General features: G+C 73.3%; 12 protein-coding genes and 1 pseudogene. 8 read left to right on the top strand and 5 right to left on the bottom strand.

The features are described from left to right. Nucleotides 1–63: 63 nt before the first annotated feature. The 4 genes from crtI (at nt 64) to WN71_RS29935 (ending at nt 4,964) form a co-directional block, all read left to right on the top strand. Entirely contained in the window at nt 64–1,617 is a 1,554-nt protein-coding gene (gene crtI, locus WN71_RS29950) for a phytoene desaturase family protein (protein WP_046591064.1), read from the top strand. After that, complete coding sequence (locus WN71_RS29945; RefSeq protein ID WP_046591063.1) at nt 1,614–2,717, top strand: phytoene/squalene synthase family protein; 1,104 nt, start codon at nt 1,614–1,616, stop codon at nt 2,715–2,717. Before crtI ends, WN71_RS29945 begins: the two co-directional genes overlap by 4 nt. Then, the gene (locus WN71_RS29940) at nt 2,714–3,775 is read left to right on the top strand and encodes a Rieske (2Fe-2S) protein (RefSeq protein WP_046591062.1); all 1,062 of its coding nucleotides are present in this window, start codon (nt 2,714–2,716) and stop codon (nt 3,773–3,775) included. Before WN71_RS29945 ends, WN71_RS29940 begins: the two co-directional genes overlap by 4 nt. Nucleotides 3,776–3,890: 115 nt before the next feature. After that, nucleotides 3,891–4,964 (top strand): B12-binding domain-containing protein, encoded by a 1,074-nt coding sequence (locus WN71_RS29935; RefSeq protein ID WP_079178211.1) that lies wholly within the window; start codon nt 3,891–3,893, stop codon nt 4,962–4,964. A 92-nt stretch (nt 4,965–5,056) separates the two neighbouring features. Here WN71_RS29935 and WN71_RS29930 read toward each other — a convergent pair whose 3' ends face one another. Beyond that, a complete protein-coding gene (locus WN71_RS29930; protein WP_143074888.1) occupies nt 5,057–5,515 on the bottom strand; it encodes a hypothetical protein in 459 nt (152 codons plus the stop codon). A gap of 282 nt (nt 5,516–5,797) precedes the next feature. Here WN71_RS29930 and WN71_RS29925 point away from each other — a divergent pair, with 282 nt between their 5' ends. Further along, nucleotides 5,798–6,988: a serine hydrolase domain-containing protein gene (locus WN71_RS29925; protein ID WP_046591060.1), complete on the top strand. Its 1,191-nt coding sequence runs from the start codon at nt 5,798–5,800 to the stop codon at nt 6,986–6,988. A 134-nt stretch (nt 6,989–7,122) separates the two neighbouring features. Here the strand turns inward: WN71_RS29925 and WN71_RS29920 are convergent, their stop codons facing one another. Next, nucleotides 7,123–8,718, bottom strand: a complete 1,596-nt coding sequence (locus WN71_RS29920) for an MDR family MFS transporter (protein ID WP_240529817.1) — start codon at nt 8,716–8,718, stop codon at nt 7,123–7,125. Between the two features lie 248 nt (nt 8,719–8,966). Between WN71_RS29920 and WN71_RS29915 the strand changes: the two genes are divergently transcribed. After that, nucleotides 8,967–9,554 (top strand): TetR/AcrR family transcriptional regulator, encoded by a 588-nt coding sequence (locus WN71_RS29915; protein WP_046591077.1) that lies wholly within the window; start codon nt 8,967–8,969, stop codon nt 9,552–9,554. A 34-nt stretch (nt 9,555–9,588) separates the two neighbouring features. On the opposite strand, the gene WN71_RS29910 is transcribed toward WN71_RS29915, so the two are convergent. Together WN71_RS29910 and WN71_RS29905 are read right to left on the bottom strand one after the other, a co-directional pair. After that, complete coding sequence (locus tag WN71_RS29910) at nt 9,589–10,080, bottom strand: GNAT family N-acetyltransferase (protein WP_046591059.1); 492 nt, start codon at nt 10,078–10,080, stop codon at nt 9,589–9,591. Nucleotides 10,081–10,183: 103 nt separating this feature from the next. Beyond that, nucleotides 10,184–11,350 (bottom strand): barstar family protein, encoded by a 1,167-nt coding sequence (locus WN71_RS29905; RefSeq protein ID WP_420856541.1) that lies wholly within the window; start codon nt 11,348–11,350, stop codon nt 10,184–10,186. Between WN71_RS29905 and WN71_RS29900 the strand changes: the two are divergent. Together WN71_RS29900 and WN71_RS29895 are read left to right on the top strand one after the other, a co-directional pair. Then, nucleotides 11,268–12,744, top strand: a pseudogene (locus WN71_RS29900) (MDR family MFS transporter). The gene WN71_RS29905 and the pseudogene WN71_RS29900 overlap by 83 nt on opposite strands. Nucleotides 12,745–12,784: 40 nt before the next feature. After that, nucleotides 12,785–13,999: an FAD-dependent oxidoreductase gene (locus tag WN71_RS29895; RefSeq protein ID WP_046591058.1), complete on the top strand. Its 1,215-nt coding sequence runs from the start codon at nt 12,785–12,787 to the stop codon at nt 13,997–13,999. 31 nt (nt 14,000–14,030) lie between these two features. On the opposite strand, the gene WN71_RS29890 is transcribed toward WN71_RS29895, so the two are convergent. Further along, entirely contained in the window at nt 14,031–15,209 is a 1,179-nt protein-coding gene (locus tag WN71_RS29890; RefSeq protein WP_046591057.1) for a phytanoyl-CoA dioxygenase family protein, read from the bottom strand. Between the last annotated feature and the right edge of the window lie 4 nt (nt 15,210–15,213).

Below are 15,213 nucleotides of genomic sequence, written 5' to 3'. Positions count from 1 at the left end.
CCCGACCAGCGCCGGGAACCCCGTCCCCGCGCACCGCCCCGCCCCCGACACAGAGGCCTCCCGATGACCCGTACCGTTCCCGGGCGCACCGATCACGTCGTGGTCGTCGGTGCCGGTCTGTCCGGGCTGGCGGCCGCCCTGCACCTGCTGGGCGCCGGGCGGCGCGTCACCGTCGTGGAGCGCGACACCACGCCCGGTGGGCGCGCCGGCCGACTGGTCCGGGGCGGCTTCCACCTCGACACCGGCCCCACCGTGCTGACCATGCCGCACCTCGCCGACGAGGCCTTCGCCGCCGTGGGCGACAGTCTGTACGCGCGGGTCGACCTGGTGCCCCTGCATCCCGCCTACCGCGCCCGGTTCGCCGACGGCAGCACGCTGGACGTGCACACCCGCGCCGAGGCGATGGAGGCTGAGGTCGAGCGCTTCGCCGGACCGCGCGAGGCCGCGGGCTACCGGCGGCTGCGCGTCTGGCTGGAGAAGCTGCACCGCGCGCAGATGCGCCGCTTCATCGACACCAACTTCGACTCGCCGCTGGCCCTGCTCCATCCCGATCTGGCCCGGCTGGCCGCCCTCGGCGGGTTCGGACGCCTGGACGCGCGCATCGGGCGGTTCCTGCGCGACGAGCGGCTGCGGCGCGTCTTCTCCTTCCAGTCGCTGTACGCCGGTGTGGCGCCGGAACGCGCCCTGGCCGCCTACGCGGTGATCGCCTACATGGACACCGTGGCGGGCGTCTACTTCCCGCGCGGCGGTATGCACGCGCTGCCCCGGGCGATGGCGCGGGCCGCGGCGGACGCGGGGGCCGACCTGCGCTTCGGCGAGCGGGTCACCCGTCTGGAACGGTCGGCCGACCGCGTCACGGCCGTGGTCACGGACGTCGACCGCATCGCCTGCGACGCCGTCGTCCTCACCCCGGATCTACCCGTCACCTACCGGCTCCTCGGACGTGCCCCGCGGCGCCCGGCCGGGCTGCGGTTCTCGCCGTCCGCGGTGGTCCTGCACGCCGGGACCGACCGCACCTGGCCGTGGCTGGCCCATCACACCCTCTCCTTCGGCGCGGCCTGGCGGCGCACGTTCGCCGAACTCACCGTCTCCGGACGGCTGATGAGCGATCCGTCGCTGCTCATCACCCGCCCCACCGCCACCGACCCGAGCCTCGCCCCGCCCGGAAAGCACCTGCACTACGTCCTGGCGCCGTGCCCGAACACCGCCCTCGGGCCCAGCGCGGCCGACTGGGGCGATCTGGCGCCCGGCTACCGCCACAGCCTGCTCACGGAACTCGAACGGCGCGGTCTCGACGGCCTCGCGTCCGCCATCGAGGAACAGTGCCTGGTCACCCCGGCCGACTGGCAGGCCCAGGGCCATGTGGCGGGCACCCCGTTCTCCGCCTCCCACACCTTCGCCCAGACGGGGCCGTTCCGGCCGCGCAACCTGGTGCGCGGCACCGCCAACGCCGTCCTGGCCGGCTGCGGCACCACGCCGGGCGTCGGCGTCCCGACCGTCCTGCTCTCGGGCAAGCTGGCCGCCGCCCGGATCACCGGCGGCGCCCCACCCCACCGCAGGGCTCCCCGGCCACGCTCCGCCGCCGCCCGCGACACCCGGGAACGGAGGCCGGCATGACCGAGCGCGAACTCGACGCGGCCGGCGTCACCGACCCCAGCCTGCGGCAGGCGTACACCCGGTGCCGGCGGCTCAACGCCCGGCACGGCCGGACGTACTTCCTCGCCACCCGTCTGCTGCCGCCGGCCCGCAGACCCGCCGTGCACGCGCTGTACGGCTTCGCCCGCTGGGCCGACGACATCGTCGACTCCCTCGACGACACCGTCTCCACGGCCGACCGGGCCGCCCGACTGGCCTGCCTGCAAGGTGAGTTGGAGGCGGGACTGCGCGACGGCGACAGCGCCGAACCGGTCGTGCGCGCCCTCGCCGACACGGCGCGCCGCTACGCCATCGACCACCGGCACTTCGCCGACTTCATGACCGCCATGCGGGCCGACCTCGACGTCACGGACTACCCCACCTACACCGACCTGCGCGGCTACACCCACGGCTCGGCCGAGGTGATCGGTCTCCAGATGCTGCCGGTGCTCGGCACCGTCGTCCCGCGCGAGGTGGCGGCACCGCACGCGGCCGCCCTCGGCGTGGCCTTCCAACTCACCAACTTCCTGCGGGACGTGGGCGAGGACCTCGACCGCGGCCGGGTCTATCTTCCGGCCGACCTGCTGGCCGCGCACGGCGTCGACCGCCAACTCCTGCGCTGGAGCCGGGACACCGGGCGCCCCGAGCGTCGTATCACCTCCGCTCTGCGGGAGTTCGAGCAGCTGACCCGCGCGCTCTACCGCGAGGCGGCCCCCGGGCTCGCCATGCTCGACCCCGTCTCCCGGCCGTGCATCCGCACCGCCTTCGTGCTGTACGGTGGCATCCTCGACGCGGTCGCCCACGACGGCTACCGGTCGGTGCGCCACCGTGCCGTGGTACCGAGACGCCGCCGCGCCGCCGTGGCCGTGGACGGTCTGAGCCGGGTGGCGGCGGCCCGACTGCGGGCCCGACTTCCCGGTGCCGGACGGGCGTTGGAGCCGGGCACCCCCGAGGCGCCCTCGGCACCCGAGGCGCCCTCCACACCCTCGACGCCCTCCCGGATCACCCCCGACGAGGCGCCCTCCGCTCCCCCACCCCCGCCCCCGGCATCCCCGCCCCGGACCGCGGAGAGGATCGTATGAAACCCGAACCCCGTCGGCCGACCGCCCGTGCCCGCTATCCGCTCTCGCTGCGCCGTAGGCCCGTGAGCTGGGAGAGGCAGCAACCCACCTGGCGGCAGGCCAGGCCCGCGGTGATCGCCGACGCGCTCAAGCGGGCCCAGGCCCGGCCGTCCGGCAACTGGTACGTCTTCGGCGCGAGCCGCGACGTGCGTGATGACCGGCCGCTGTCCGGCACGGTGGCCGGGCAGGAGATCGTGGTCTGGCGCACCGCCGCCGGACGCCTGGCCGCGGGCCCCGGCGTCTGCCCGCATCTGGGCGCGCCGCTCGCCGACAGCCCCGTGCGCTGCGGGACCCTCGTCTGCCACTGGCACGGACTCGCCCTGGACGGCGGCCCGTTCGCCGGGTGGGAGCCGCTGCCCGCGCACGACGACGGAGTGCTGGTGTGGGTACGCCTGGACCCACTGGGCGGCGAACCGCCGCTGGACGCGCCGGTCGTCCCCGCCCGCCCGCCGTTGTCGCGTTCCGTCGCCGCCGTGTACACCGGCGTGGGGATCTGCGAGCCGGAGGACGTGGTCGCCAACCGGCTGGACCCGTGGCACGGCGCCTGGTTCCACCCGTACTCCTTCGTCGACCTGACCGTGGTCGGCACACCGGGCACGGACGACGACCTCGACCGCGACGGCAACAGCAACGGCAACGGCAACGGCAACGGCAACGACGGATTCACGGTCGACGTCTCCTTCAGGGTGGCCGGGCGGCTGGTCGTGCCGGTGCGGGCGGTGTTCACCACGCCCGAACCGCGCACGGTCGTCATGCGCATCACCAAGGGCGAGGGGGAGGGTTCCGTCGTCGAGACCCACGCCACCCCGCTCGGACCGGACGAGCGGGGCCGCCCGCGCACCGCCGTGGTCGAGGCGGTCGTGGCCTCCTCGGATCGCCCCGGGTTCGCCGCGGCCCGCGCGGCGGCCCCGCTGCTGCGCCGGGTCATGGCGGCGACGGCCGGGCGGCTGTGGCGGGACGACCTGGCGTACGCGGAACGACGGTGGCTGCTGCGCTCGACGGGCCGGTTCCCCGGCTGACCGGGTGGACCGCCCTGCATCCGCCGGCTGCCCTTCCCCGGAAGAGGGGGCGGCGGAACACCCGGCAGCCCGACGGGAACGGAGGCCCCCTGTGGTCGCAGCCCACCGTCGCGAGATGGCCGGCGAGAGCGGCGGGCGCGCGGACGCCCCGCCCGTGGCCCACGCCGTCCGCACCCCCCGCGAACAGGCCTTCACCGACGTACGGGCGAACAGCGAGGCGGCTCCGTCCGCCGGGGTGACCACCGGCTCCCTGGCCCGGCAGGTGGGGGTGTCCCCCACGACGCTGCGCTCCTGGGACCGCCGCTACGGTCTCGGTCCGGAGACGCGGGACGAGGGCCGCCACCGCAGGTGGATGCCCGGCGATGTCGCCATGGTCCTCGACATGTGCCGGCTGACGGCGGCGGGCATCCCCCCGGCCGAGGCGGCGAAGGCGGCGAAGGCGCGGGCCGAGGCGGACGGCCCCGTGGGCCCGCCCCTCGCCCTCTCGGCCTCGCGCTCCGGCAGCGGACTGCCTCTGGGGGATGTGCGCCAGGAGTGCCGGGGCCTCGCGCGCGCCGCCGTACGGCTGGACGCCGTCGCCGTACAGGAACGACTGGTCGCCGCGGTGACGGCGCACGGTCTGGTCGCGGCGTGGGAGGAGATCCTGGCCCCCGCGCTGCAGGCCGTGGGGCGCAAGTGGGCGTCGGCCGGGGAGCGTTACGTGGAGGTGGAGCACCTGCTGTCGTGGCACGTCTCGGCGACGATCCGCCATGTGTACGTGAGCGCCGCCTCCGCCCGGCGGATGCCCCGTTCGGCCCCGGTCCTGCTGGCGTGCATGCCCGGCGAGCAGCACACGCTACCGCTGGAGGCGCTGAACGCGGCGCTCGCGGAGCGCGGCGTGCCGACGCTCATGCTCGGCGCCGCGGTGCCCGCCGACGTCCTGGAGGCCGCGGCGGACCGCGTGGGCCCGAGCGCCGTGGTCCTGTGGGCGCAGTCGGCCGCCACCGCGGGCCTGGCGCTGGCCCGCCATGTCGCCGCGGCGAGCTGGGGCGTGCGGGGCGCCCGCACCCACAGCCGCGTCCTCCTGACCGGCCCCGGCTGGGGCCGCGCCGCCCACCCCGCCCTCCTGCACCCACCCGGCCTCCGCGAGGCGCTCGCCGCACTGGACGCCCCGCAGACGGCGCATCCACGGCAGTCGTACGGCGCCTGAAAGGCCGGGGCTGCGGCGGGAAGCGGCCGGGACTGCCGCGGGAGTCGTCCGGGGCCGCCGCGAGAATGGCCCTTCGGTAGGAGCCCGGTGACTCACGGGCCGAGGGGGGTCCAGTCGAACCAGCCCCGGGAGACGTCGTAGGCGTCCGTGGGTTCGTCGCAGGTCTGGATCTTCGAGATCTGCTCGGCGACGGCGTCCGCGCGGGCCGCGAAGCCGTCCGCCAGGACGACGAGGGTCAGCACGGCGGCCAGGGACAGCGCGGCGAGAACCCGCCAGCGGCGGATCCGTGAGGCGGCCGTCGTCGCCGCGGCCAGCACGACGGCGGCCGCCAGGAGCCACCGGTTCACGCTCGCCTGCCGGTCGAGCTCCGCGGACAGCCCGCTCACGTCGTCGCAGAGTATGTACAAGGTCGTCCCTCCCATGACGGTCAGGACGCGTTCCAGTACCGCGGCGAGGACGGCGCACACGCCGATCAACGGGAGCAGGCTCGGCTCCCTCGGTGGTGCCGCGGCCGAACTGCCCTGCGTCTCCGCCTTCGCCTGTGCCGCCACAACCCCCGCCTTCCGCCCACCCGTTGAACATCGTCATGAGCCTACGGGGTGTGACCTACGTGACGGTGGATGCAGCAGAGGCGGTCCACCTGTCCACCACTGAGGTCGCACGTGGCCCGGACGAGCGGGAGTTCCCGGCGGCAGCGGGGCGACGCCCGGCGCGCGTCGCCCCGCGCACCCCGCACCGGGTACGCCGTTGCGCCGGTTGCAGCACTCCCGAAGGCCCGGTGGGTCCGCGCGCCGCAGGCTGGGCGGGCACGTACGCCCACCTCGGGAGACTTCATGCGCCCAGGCACCACCCCCCGCCCCGCTCCGCGCCGTCGGCTCCGGCTGCGCCGCACCTGTGTCGCCGCCGGCCTCGTGGCCGCGTCCTGTCTCACCACCCTGCACCCCGCCGCCGCGGCCTCCGCCGGCGGCGACCGTGATCTGCAGCGGCAGCTCGACCAGCTCGTCGCCACCCCCGGCGGACCGCCCGGCGCCATCGTCGTCCTGCGCGACGGCCACGACAGGCGCGTGGTGCGCTCCGGCGTCGGCGATGTGGCCACCGGCCGCTCGATGCGCAGCGACGACCACATGCGGATCGCCAGCGTCGCGAAGGCGTTCAGCGGGGCGGTGGCGCTGAGCCTCGTCGACCGGCACGTGCTCGGCCTGGACGACACCCTGCGCAAGCGGCTGCCGCAACTGCCCAGGGCGTGGGGCGCCGTGACGCTGCGCGAGCTGCTGAACCACACCAGCGGACTGCCCGACTACTCCGCCGACCCCGACTTCCTCGCGATCGTCACCGCCGACCCGCACCACCACTTCGACTCCCGCCGCCTCCTGGACTTCGTCGCCGACCAGCCCCTGAACTTCCGTCCCGGCAGCCGCTACCAGTACTCCAACTCCGACAACATCGCCGTGGCCCTGATGGCGGAGGCGGCGACGAGGCGGACGTACGAGAGTCTGCTGTCGGAGCTGGTGTACCGGCCGCTCGCGCTGCACGACACGAGCCTGCCGCAGGACTGGCGGATGCCGCAGCCGTACATCCACGGCTACGACGTCGTACCGCCCGCTCCGCCGGAGGACATCAGCGAGGCGCTGAGCGCGTCGGGCGTGTGGGCGTCCGGCGGGATCGTCTCCACCCCGAACGACCTGAACCGCTTCGTACGCGGCTACGCGGGCGGCGCGCTCTACGGCCCCCGCGTCGTGCGCGCGCAGCGCACCTGGATCGACGGCGACTCCGGGCCCGCGGGACCGGGCCGCAACCAGGCGGGGCTCGCGCTCTTCCGCTACACCACCCGCTGCGGGGTGGTGCTCGGGCACACCGGCAACTTCCCGGGCTACACGCAGTTCGCGGCCGCCACGCCCGACGGGAGCCGGTCGATCACCTTCTCGATCAACACGCAGATCAACGAGTCCAAGCCGGAGCTGCTGAGCCGCCTGCGCACGGTCGAGGAGAACTTCGTCTGCTCGCTGCTGCGCCACGACGGCTGAGCGCAGGGCGAGGACACCGGCGTCCGTCCACCCCGCGCCGCACGCAAAAGAGCCGTCGCCCCCCACCCGGTCGTTTCGGGTGGGGGGCGACGGCTGTCGGCTGTCCGGCTCGCGGGCCGGACGGTCCGGACGGGTCAGACGGCCTCCGCCTCGACCGCCGGCTTCTCGGCGGCGGCCGTCGCCGCGGCGAAGCCACGGAGCGGGACGTGGGTGATGAACAGGGAGATCACCACACCGACGACGGCGGCGGCGGCACCCAGGGTGAACGCGGCGTCGATGCCGTCGCTGACGGCCACCTTGAAGGCGTGCTGCACGGCCTCGGGGAGGCTGCGGAGCACCGCGGGCGTCATCTGCGCCACGGTGCCACCGGACTTCGCGGCGCTCGCGGCGGAGCCCAGCGAGTGCTTGAAGGAGTCGGTGAGGTGGTTGGTGTACAGGGCGCCGAGGATGGAGACGCCGAGCGAACCGCCCATGTTGCGCAGGAAGGTGGCGGCACCGGTCGCGGCACCCATGTCACGCACCGGCGCGCTGTTCTGCGCGATGAGCATGGTGGTCTGCATCAGGCAGCCCATGCCGGCACCGAGGACGACCATGTACAGCGACGTCATCGTGCGCGAGGTGTCGATGTCCATCGTGGCGAACAGGGCGAGGCCCGCGGCCATCAGCACGCTGCCCAGGATCGGCAGGGCGCGGTAGCGGCCGGTCTTGCTGACGATCGTGCCGCCCGCGAGCGAGAACACCATGGCGGCGATCATCATCGGCATCAGCAGCAGACCGCTGTTGGTGGCCGAGGAGCCCTGCACGTACTGCTGGAACTGCGGCAGGAACGTCACGCCGCCGAACATCGCGAAGCCGACGACGAAGCTGAGGGCACCGGCGAGGCTGAAGTTGCGGCTGCTGAACACCGACAGCGGGATGATCGGCTCGGCCGCGCGGCGCGCGAAGAACACCCAGCCGACGAAGGCCACGACCGTGAGCACGGCCAGGCCGAGGATCATGCCCGAGTCCCAGTCGTACTCGCTGCCGCCCCAGCTGGTGATGAGCACCAGCGCGACGATCCAGATGCTGAGCAGGGCCGCGCCGAGCCAGTCGATGCGCACCGGGCCGGCGTCCTTGCGGGGCAGCTTGGCCAGCACGAACCAGCACACGGTCAGCGCGACGACGCCCAGCGGCAGGTTGACGTAGAACGCCCAGCGCCAGTTGAGGTGGTCGGTGATGAAACCGCCGGCCAGCGGGCCGCCGATCATGGCGACCGGCATGACGGCCATCATCACGCCCTGGTACTTGCCGCGGTCGCGCGGCGGCACGATGTCGGCGAGGACCGACATGACGCCGACCATCAGGCCGCCCGCGCCCAGGCCCTGGAGGGCGCGGAAGCCGATCAGCTGGTCCATGTTCTGCGACGCGCCGCAGAGCGCGGAGCCGACGAGGAAGGTGGTGATGGACGACAGGAAGGTCACCCGGCGGCCGAAGAGGTCACCGAGCTTGCCCCACAGCGGGGTCGCGACGGTGGAGGCGAGGATGTAGCCGGTGGTCACCCAGGCCAGATGGTTCAGGCCGCCGAGGTCGCCGACGATCGTGGGCAGCGCGGGCGCCACGATCATGTTGTCCAGCATGGCCAGCAGCATGGCGATGACCAGGCCGCTCATCGTGACCATGATCTCGCGGTGGGTGAAGGGCGACGGCGGGGCCGCCTCGGCCCCGGCCGACGCGGGTGCTGTCTGGGTCACGGCACATGCCTTTCAAGAAAGTACGACGACAAAGGGGTCCGGTCGCATCAAGCGCGCAGCCGGACTTGCATGGTGTAACGAAGGGACCGGTCTGGGCGCGATGCAGGACCTGATCGCTTACCGGGCGGTTGGTAGATTACTTGCCGCCCGGTAAGTTGGCAACGCGGGGTGCTTGCCGCGACGATCGACCCGGCCGCCGCGTGCGGGAAGCGCCCCAAGAGGCGTTCTGGAGAAGGGAACCGATGGCGATGGCCGGGGCAGGACAGCGGCGGGGCAGCGAGACCAAGGCCCAGATCCGCCGGGTCGCCATCGAACTGTTCACCGAGAAGGGCTACGAGGCGACGTCCCTGCGCGAGATCGCGGAACGCCTCGACGTCACCAAGGCCGCCCTCTACTACCACTTCTCCAGCAAGGAGGACATCGTACGGTCGCTGTTCACGGCTCAGCTGGACCTCCTCGACTCCATCGTCGAGTGGGCCCGCGAAGAGCCCTTCGGCCCGGATCTGCGGGCCCGCGCCGTGGACCGCATGATCGACCTGGTCAGCGGCGACGGCATGGCGGCGATGCGGTTCGCCTTCGCCAACCAGCGCGTCGTGCGCGACCTGCACCCGGGCCGGGAGAACGCCTTCGAGCGGCTCACCGAACTCTTCGACATCCTGTCCGGACCCGACGCGACGGTGGAGGAACAGCTGCGGCTGCGGGCCGCGCTGCTCAGCATCAACACCGTGCTGATGGCCGCGCAGGGGGTCGAGGCACCGGACGAGCAGATCATCGCCGTGGCCCGGAGCATCGCCCACGAGCTGGTCCCGCCGGTCATGGGGGCCACGGAGCGCTGACCCGCACCCGCGCGCGACGACCACCCGCACCCTCTCAGGGCAGCTCGCGCTCGTACCAACTGCCCTGCTTGCCACCGAGGTCGGCGGGTTCCGCCGGGCCGGTCTCGACGAACCCGGTCTTGATCAGCACCCGTTGCGACGCGATGTTGGCGCACGAGGTGGCGGCACGCAGCGTGCGCACGCCGTGCCGTCGCGCGGCCAGTTCGCACAGCCGCCGTACGGTCTCGGTCGCGACGCCACGACCCGCGACGCGCTCCGCCACGCGATAGCCGAGTTCGGCCGTGCCGTCGGAGATGCCGTAGAGGTTGAACCGGCCGAGCACGGAACCGTCTTCGCCGAGCAGCAGGTAGAAGGCGACTCCCCCGGCCTCCTGGTCGGCCAGCAACTCGTCGTACCACTCGGCGAACCGCTCGAAGAACTCGTCCCCGCGATCGGAGATCGAGGCGGCGAACCAGGCTCGGTTCTCCCGCTCGAAGGCGAGCACCGCGGGGGCGTCACCGGGCTGAAGGGGTCGGAGGTCGGACACGGGGCGACTGTATCGGGGCGGCGCGCGGGGGCCACATGAATTTCCGACCCGTGCCGACCGGGGGCCACCACGCCGAGGCATCGGCGGTCGTGACGGCAGCCGGTCAGCGCAGGACGACGTCGACACCCCGATCCCGGAAGATGTCCAGGAGCACGCCGAAGAGGGGTTCCTCACCGGGGTCACGGGGCTCGGCCTCTTCGACCCTCGCCCTCGCCTCCGCGGATGACTCCCACACGAGAGTGAACGGCCCCGCGGTGCCGAAGCCCCCGCACAGGCAGTCGTCCAGAGCGGCGAGATTCCAGCCGAAGTATCCGCCAGGCCCGTTGACGGCCTCGCCGATCGCGCAGTAGAAGCTGTCCTCGTCGACGATGTGACGGCCGTCCAACGTCACCACATGGCCCGGCGGAAGCGCCGTCGCGCCCTGGCGCCGGTACCCGCGGGACATCAACGCGACCGACAGCCACGCCCGGCGGCCGTCGGCGTCCATGGCGTGCCACAGGCCCGTACGGTTCAGGCGCCCCGCGGCGATCAGGTCCCACACCCGGTCCGCCCCCGGCAGGGACATGTCGCACCACAAGGTCGCCGTGATGTCGAGGAGATCTGCTCCGCAGGCCGACGGTCGGACTTCGGTGGTCCGGACGTCGCTGACGAAGTACGTGCCCATCTTGGCGCCTTCGGCGTCCAGGAGACCGATCCAGGCGCTGCCGGCCGTTGCGCGGTGTGTGCCGAGGTGATCGAGGGAGCGCAGCAGCGCGCCCTGCGGGGCACAGCCCACGAAACGCACCCGCCGATCGCCCTCGCCCCCGGGCAGCGGCGTGAAGAACCCCTCGGCCCCCTGGGCGAAGCCCCAGTCGCTGTCGTCCTCGTCCGACGTGAGGGTGTACGTCCACCCCGTGCCACCCGGCTCACTCGCCCGCATCCATGCCTCCCCGGAGTCGGCGCACTCTAGCGGGACGCGAGTCGCGGTCTCCACCGATTTAAGGTTGCCTCGATCTAAAAGTTGAGTCGTTGCACTTATTGGTCGAGTGTGCTTTTCTGGAGGCGCGGCACCGGAGGCATCCGGCACCGACCCGCCGCCCTCCGCCTTCTCGCTCGTTTCCTTCCTCTCTCCTCTCCGAAAGGAGTGATCAGCCATGTCCGCGACGACTTCGACGCCCGCACCCGGCCCGGCCGCCGTGCCGAGGAACGTGCGCTGGGTGCTGCTCGGCGTGATGCTCGCGATGCTGTTGTCGATGCTCGACAACATGGTCGTGAGCACCGCGATGCCCACGATCGTCGGCGACCTCGGCGGCCTGGACCGCATGGCGTGGGTCGTCACCGCCTACACCCTGGTCACCGCGGTGACCACGCCCGTCTGGGGCAAGCTCGGCGACCTGGTCGGCCGCAAGCCCGTCTATCTCGCGTCGATCGCCGTGTTCATCGCGGGTTCCGCGCTGTGCGGCGCGGCCGGGTCCATGGCCGGGCTGATCGCGTTCCGCGCCGTCCAGGGCATCGGCGCCGGCGGCATCGGCGCGGGCGCCCTGGCGCTGATCGGCACGCTCGTGACGCCGCGTGAGCGCGGGGTACCAGGGCATGACCGCCACCGTCATGGCGGTCGGCACGGTCGGCGGTCCGCTGCTGGGCGGGTTCATCTCCGGTCACTGGGACTGGCGTTGGGCCTTCTACATCAATCTGCCGCTCGGCCTGATCGCCCTGGTGTGGCTGTGGCTGACGCTGGACGTGCCCACCCGCCGGGTCCCGGTGCGGTTCGACTGGGCCGGGATCGCCCTGCTGGCCGTCTCCATCAGCGCGGTCGTGCTCGGCGCCACCTGGGCGGGCACCACGTACGCCTGGGGCTCCTGGCAGATCGGCGCTCTCGGCGCCGTCGCGATCGCCGGCCTCGGCCTGTTCGTCGCGGTCGGACGCCGCGTCGCCGAGCCGGTGTTGCCGCTGAGTGTGTTCACCGGCCACCGCAACTACCCACTCGCGGTCGCCATGATCCTCGCGGCAGGTGTGGTCATGTTCGGCGCGGGCCTCTACCTGCCGCTGTTCCAGCAGACCGTCCAGGGCGCCTCCGCCGGCAACTCCGGGCTGCTGATGCTGCCCATGATGATCCCCGTCGTGATCGTCTCCACCTTCGCCGGCAAGGTCATGTCCGCCACCGGCCGGTACAAGGCGTTCCCCGTGGCCGGCACGGCGTTGCTCGCCGTCGGACTCGGGCTGCTCGCCACCATGGACGCCGGTACGCCGCGACCGCTCACCTGCGCGTACATGGCACTGGTCGGCGTCGGGCTCGGCTTCACCCTCCAGATGGCGGCCACGATCGCGCAGAACAGCGTGGCGATGCGCGACATGGGCGCGGCCATGAGTTCGGTCAACCTCTTCCGCACGCTGGGCGGTTCACTCGGCGTCGCGGTGTTCGGATCGCTCTTCGCGCGGGCCGTGCAGGCGCGGGTCCCCGGCGGCCGCGCCGCCTCGGGCTCGAGCGGGCTGTCCGCCGCCGCGCACCACGCCTACCTCGACGGTGTCGTGCACGGCACGCAGCAGATCTTCCTCGTCGCGGCGGTCCTGTGCGTACTCGCCTTCCTCGCCTCGCTGTTCGTCGTCGAGGTCCCGCTGCGCAGGGCCGGGCCCGCGGCCGCGACCGGGCGGGGCGACAACGTGAGCGCTCACGCGGCCCGTTGAGCCGCCGCCTCCCACCCCAGCCAACGAACGGAGCACTCCCATGACCACCATCCCTCGCACCCCCCGCATCGCCGTCGTCGGCGCTGGTCCCGGCGGACTCGTCTGCGCCCGCGTGCTGCAACGCCACGGCGTCCCCGTCACCGTCCACGACCTCGACCCCTCCCCCACCGCCCGGGACCAGGGCGGCACCCTCGACATGCACCCCGGCACCGGGCAGTTCGCGCTGCGCGCGGCCGGGTTGTTCGACGACTTCCTCGCCCTGGCCCGCCCCGAGGGCCAGCAGATGCGTCTGGTCGGGCGCGACGGCCGCGTACTGTTCGACGCCGTACCGCCCGAGGACGACGGCGCGGCGGGCGGCTCCTCGGAGGACACCTCTCGCGCAGGCACCTCTTCCGGGGACGCGCCCTCCGAGGGCAACCCCGAGATCGACCGCGGCCAGTTGCGCCGGCTGCTCCTCGACTCCCTCGAACCCGGCACCGTGCGCTGGGGCCGCAAGGTCACGCACGTCGAGCCCCTCGAACCCGGCGTCCACCGGCTGCACTTCGCCGACGGCACGACCACCGACGCCGACCTCGTCATCGGCGCCGACGGTGCCTGGTCCACGGTCCGCCGGCTGCTGTCCGACGCCCGGCCCGTGTACACCGGCGTCACCTTCGTCGAGACGGGTCTCGACTCGGCCGACGCCCGCCACCCGCGGCTCGCGCGGCTCACCGGTGCCGGGACCATGCTGGCCCTGGACGACAACCTCGGCTTCGTCGCCCAGCGCAACAGCGGCGGGCACATCCGCACCTACGTCGGCATGCGCGTGGACGAGGACTGGCACCGGAGCGCGGGCGTCGACCTCGCCGACCAAGCCGCCGTGCGGGACGCCCTGTTGGACAGGTTCACCGGCTGGAGCCCCGACCTGCTGGGCTTCATCACCGACACGGACAGCGGCTATGTCAACCGCCCGCTGTACGCCCTGCCGGTGCCGCACACGTGGCCGCACACGCCCGGCCTCACCCTCCTCGGCGACGCCGCCCACCTCATGTCGCCGTTCTCCGGCATGGGCGCCAACCTCGCCATGCGCGACGGCGCCGACCTCGCCCGTGCTCTGGTCGACCATCCCGGCGTCGACCAGGCCGTCCTCGCCTACGAGAAGGTCCTGCTGCCGCGCTCCGCCGAGGCCGCCGAGGGAGCCGCCGAGGGGATCGACGGCGCCTTCGCCCCGGACAGCGCCGCCCAGACACTGGCCCACATGACCGCCCATCACTGATGAACCCCGGGCGGCACGGGGACAGCGCGCCTCAGCCCCGTCGCCGCCGGGCCGCGACGCGCAGTTCGTGACGGAGCCGGCCGGGGTCCCAGCCCTCGTCGACCGCCCTGCGCACGGTGTCCGCCTGGGAGGCGGGCGCGAGGCCGTCGATCGGCGGGTCGCGGTCCAGGTCGGTCGGGAAGGGGTACCCCTCCGCGGTCGCGGCGACCACGCGATGCAGCCATTCCCGTTCGGCGCCCTCGGACTTGCGCCGCAGCAGCACCGGGAAGACGGCGTTCGCCATCGCCTCGCGGTCGACGCTCTCCATGGCGCGTCCGAAAGCCGAGGAGATCTGGAGCAGGTTGGCCATGCGCCGGACGCCGGCCGAGCGGTTGTGCCCGGCGGCGTGGAAGAGCGCGGGGTTGAAGAAGACCGCGTCCCCTTTCTCCAGCGGGAGTTGGACATGGTGGGCGTCGAAGTACTCGACGAAACGCGGCAGTCGCCAGGCGAGGTAACCGGGCTCGTACTTCTGGGTGTGCGGGAGATAGAGCGTCGGGCCGGACTCCACGGGCATGTCGCAGTGGGCGACCGCGCCCTGGAGGGTGAGGACCGGGGAGAGCCGGTGGACGTGCGCGGGATAGGCGGCGGCCTGCTCCTGGCCGAGGAAGCCGAGGTGGTAGTCGCGGTGCGGGCGCTGTGCCGCGCCACCCGGGTTGACCACGTTGACCTGGGAGGTGACCTGGTAGGCCGGGCCGAGCCAGGCCTCGGCGACCAGGGCCAGCAGGTCGTTGGCGTAGTAGTCGGCGAACGTCTCCGGCGCGCGCAGGGCCACCTTGTCCAGGGCGTTCCAGACGCGGTCGTTGGCGCCGGGCGCGGCGAAGTGGTCGCCGCGGGCGGCGCCGCTCGCCCTCTCCTCCTCGATCAGGACGCGGAAGACGTCGGACATGGCGTCCACGGCGGCCGCGTCGGGGAACGCGCGCTTCAGCACGACGATCCCGGGGCCGTCGAGGAGCGCCCGGGTCAGCTCGCCCTGGAGGGCGCGGCGGGCGTCCGCGTCGGTCGCGAGCGAGCGCAGACGCCCGCTGTCGTAGAGCGGGACGTTCTGTTCGATCCGCTCGGCCGAGGGGTGGTCGGCGGGGTCCGTGACCTGCTCCGCGAGGGAGGTGAACGCTTCGAGATCGCAGTCCGCCTCGGTCGGCCAGGTCCGCGCTCGCTCGGTGACGGAAGACATCCGG

Origin of the sequence: Streptomyces mangrovisoli (genome assembly GCF_000974985.2) — a bacterium.
In the GTDB taxonomy this organism is placed as follows: domain Bacteria; phylum Actinomycetota; class Actinomycetes; order Streptomycetales; family Streptomycetaceae; genus Streptomyces; species Streptomyces mangrovisoli.
The sequence above is the reverse complement of the archived record's forward strand: the minus strand, read 5'-3'. Positions and strand labels throughout refer to the sequence as shown.

Excerpts from the sequence above, each read along its gene's own strand:
- WN71_RS29945 (WP_046591063.1), top strand. The coding sequence starts at position 1,614 with ATGACCGAGCGCGAACTCGACGCGGCCGGCGTCACCGACCCCAGCCTG.
- WN71_RS29915 (WP_046591077.1), top strand. The coding sequence starts at position 8,967 with ATGGCCGGGGCAGGACAGCGGCGGGGCAGCGAGACCAAGGCCCAGATC.
- WN71_RS29925 (WP_046591060.1), top strand. The coding sequence starts at position 5,798 with ATGCGCCCAGGCACCACCCCCCGCCCCGCTCCGCGCCGTCGGCTCCGG.
- crtI (WP_046591064.1), top strand. The coding sequence starts at position 64 with ATGACCCGTACCGTTCCCGGGCGCACCGATCACGTCGTGGTCGTCGGT.
- WN71_RS29935 (WP_079178211.1), top strand. The coding sequence starts at position 3,891 with ATGGCCGGCGAGAGCGGCGGGCGCGCGGACGCCCCGCCCGTGGCCCAC.
- WN71_RS29895 (WP_046591058.1), top strand. The coding sequence starts at position 12,785 with ATGACCACCATCCCTCGCACCCCCCGCATCGCCGTCGTCGGCGCTGGT.
- WN71_RS29940 (WP_046591062.1), top strand. The coding sequence starts at position 2,714 with ATGAAACCCGAACCCCGTCGGCCGACCGCCCGTGCCCGCTATCCGCTC.
- WN71_RS29890 (WP_046591057.1), bottom strand. The coding sequence starts at position 15,209 with ATGTCTTCCGTCACCGAGCGAGCGCGGACCTGGCCGACCGAGGCGGAC.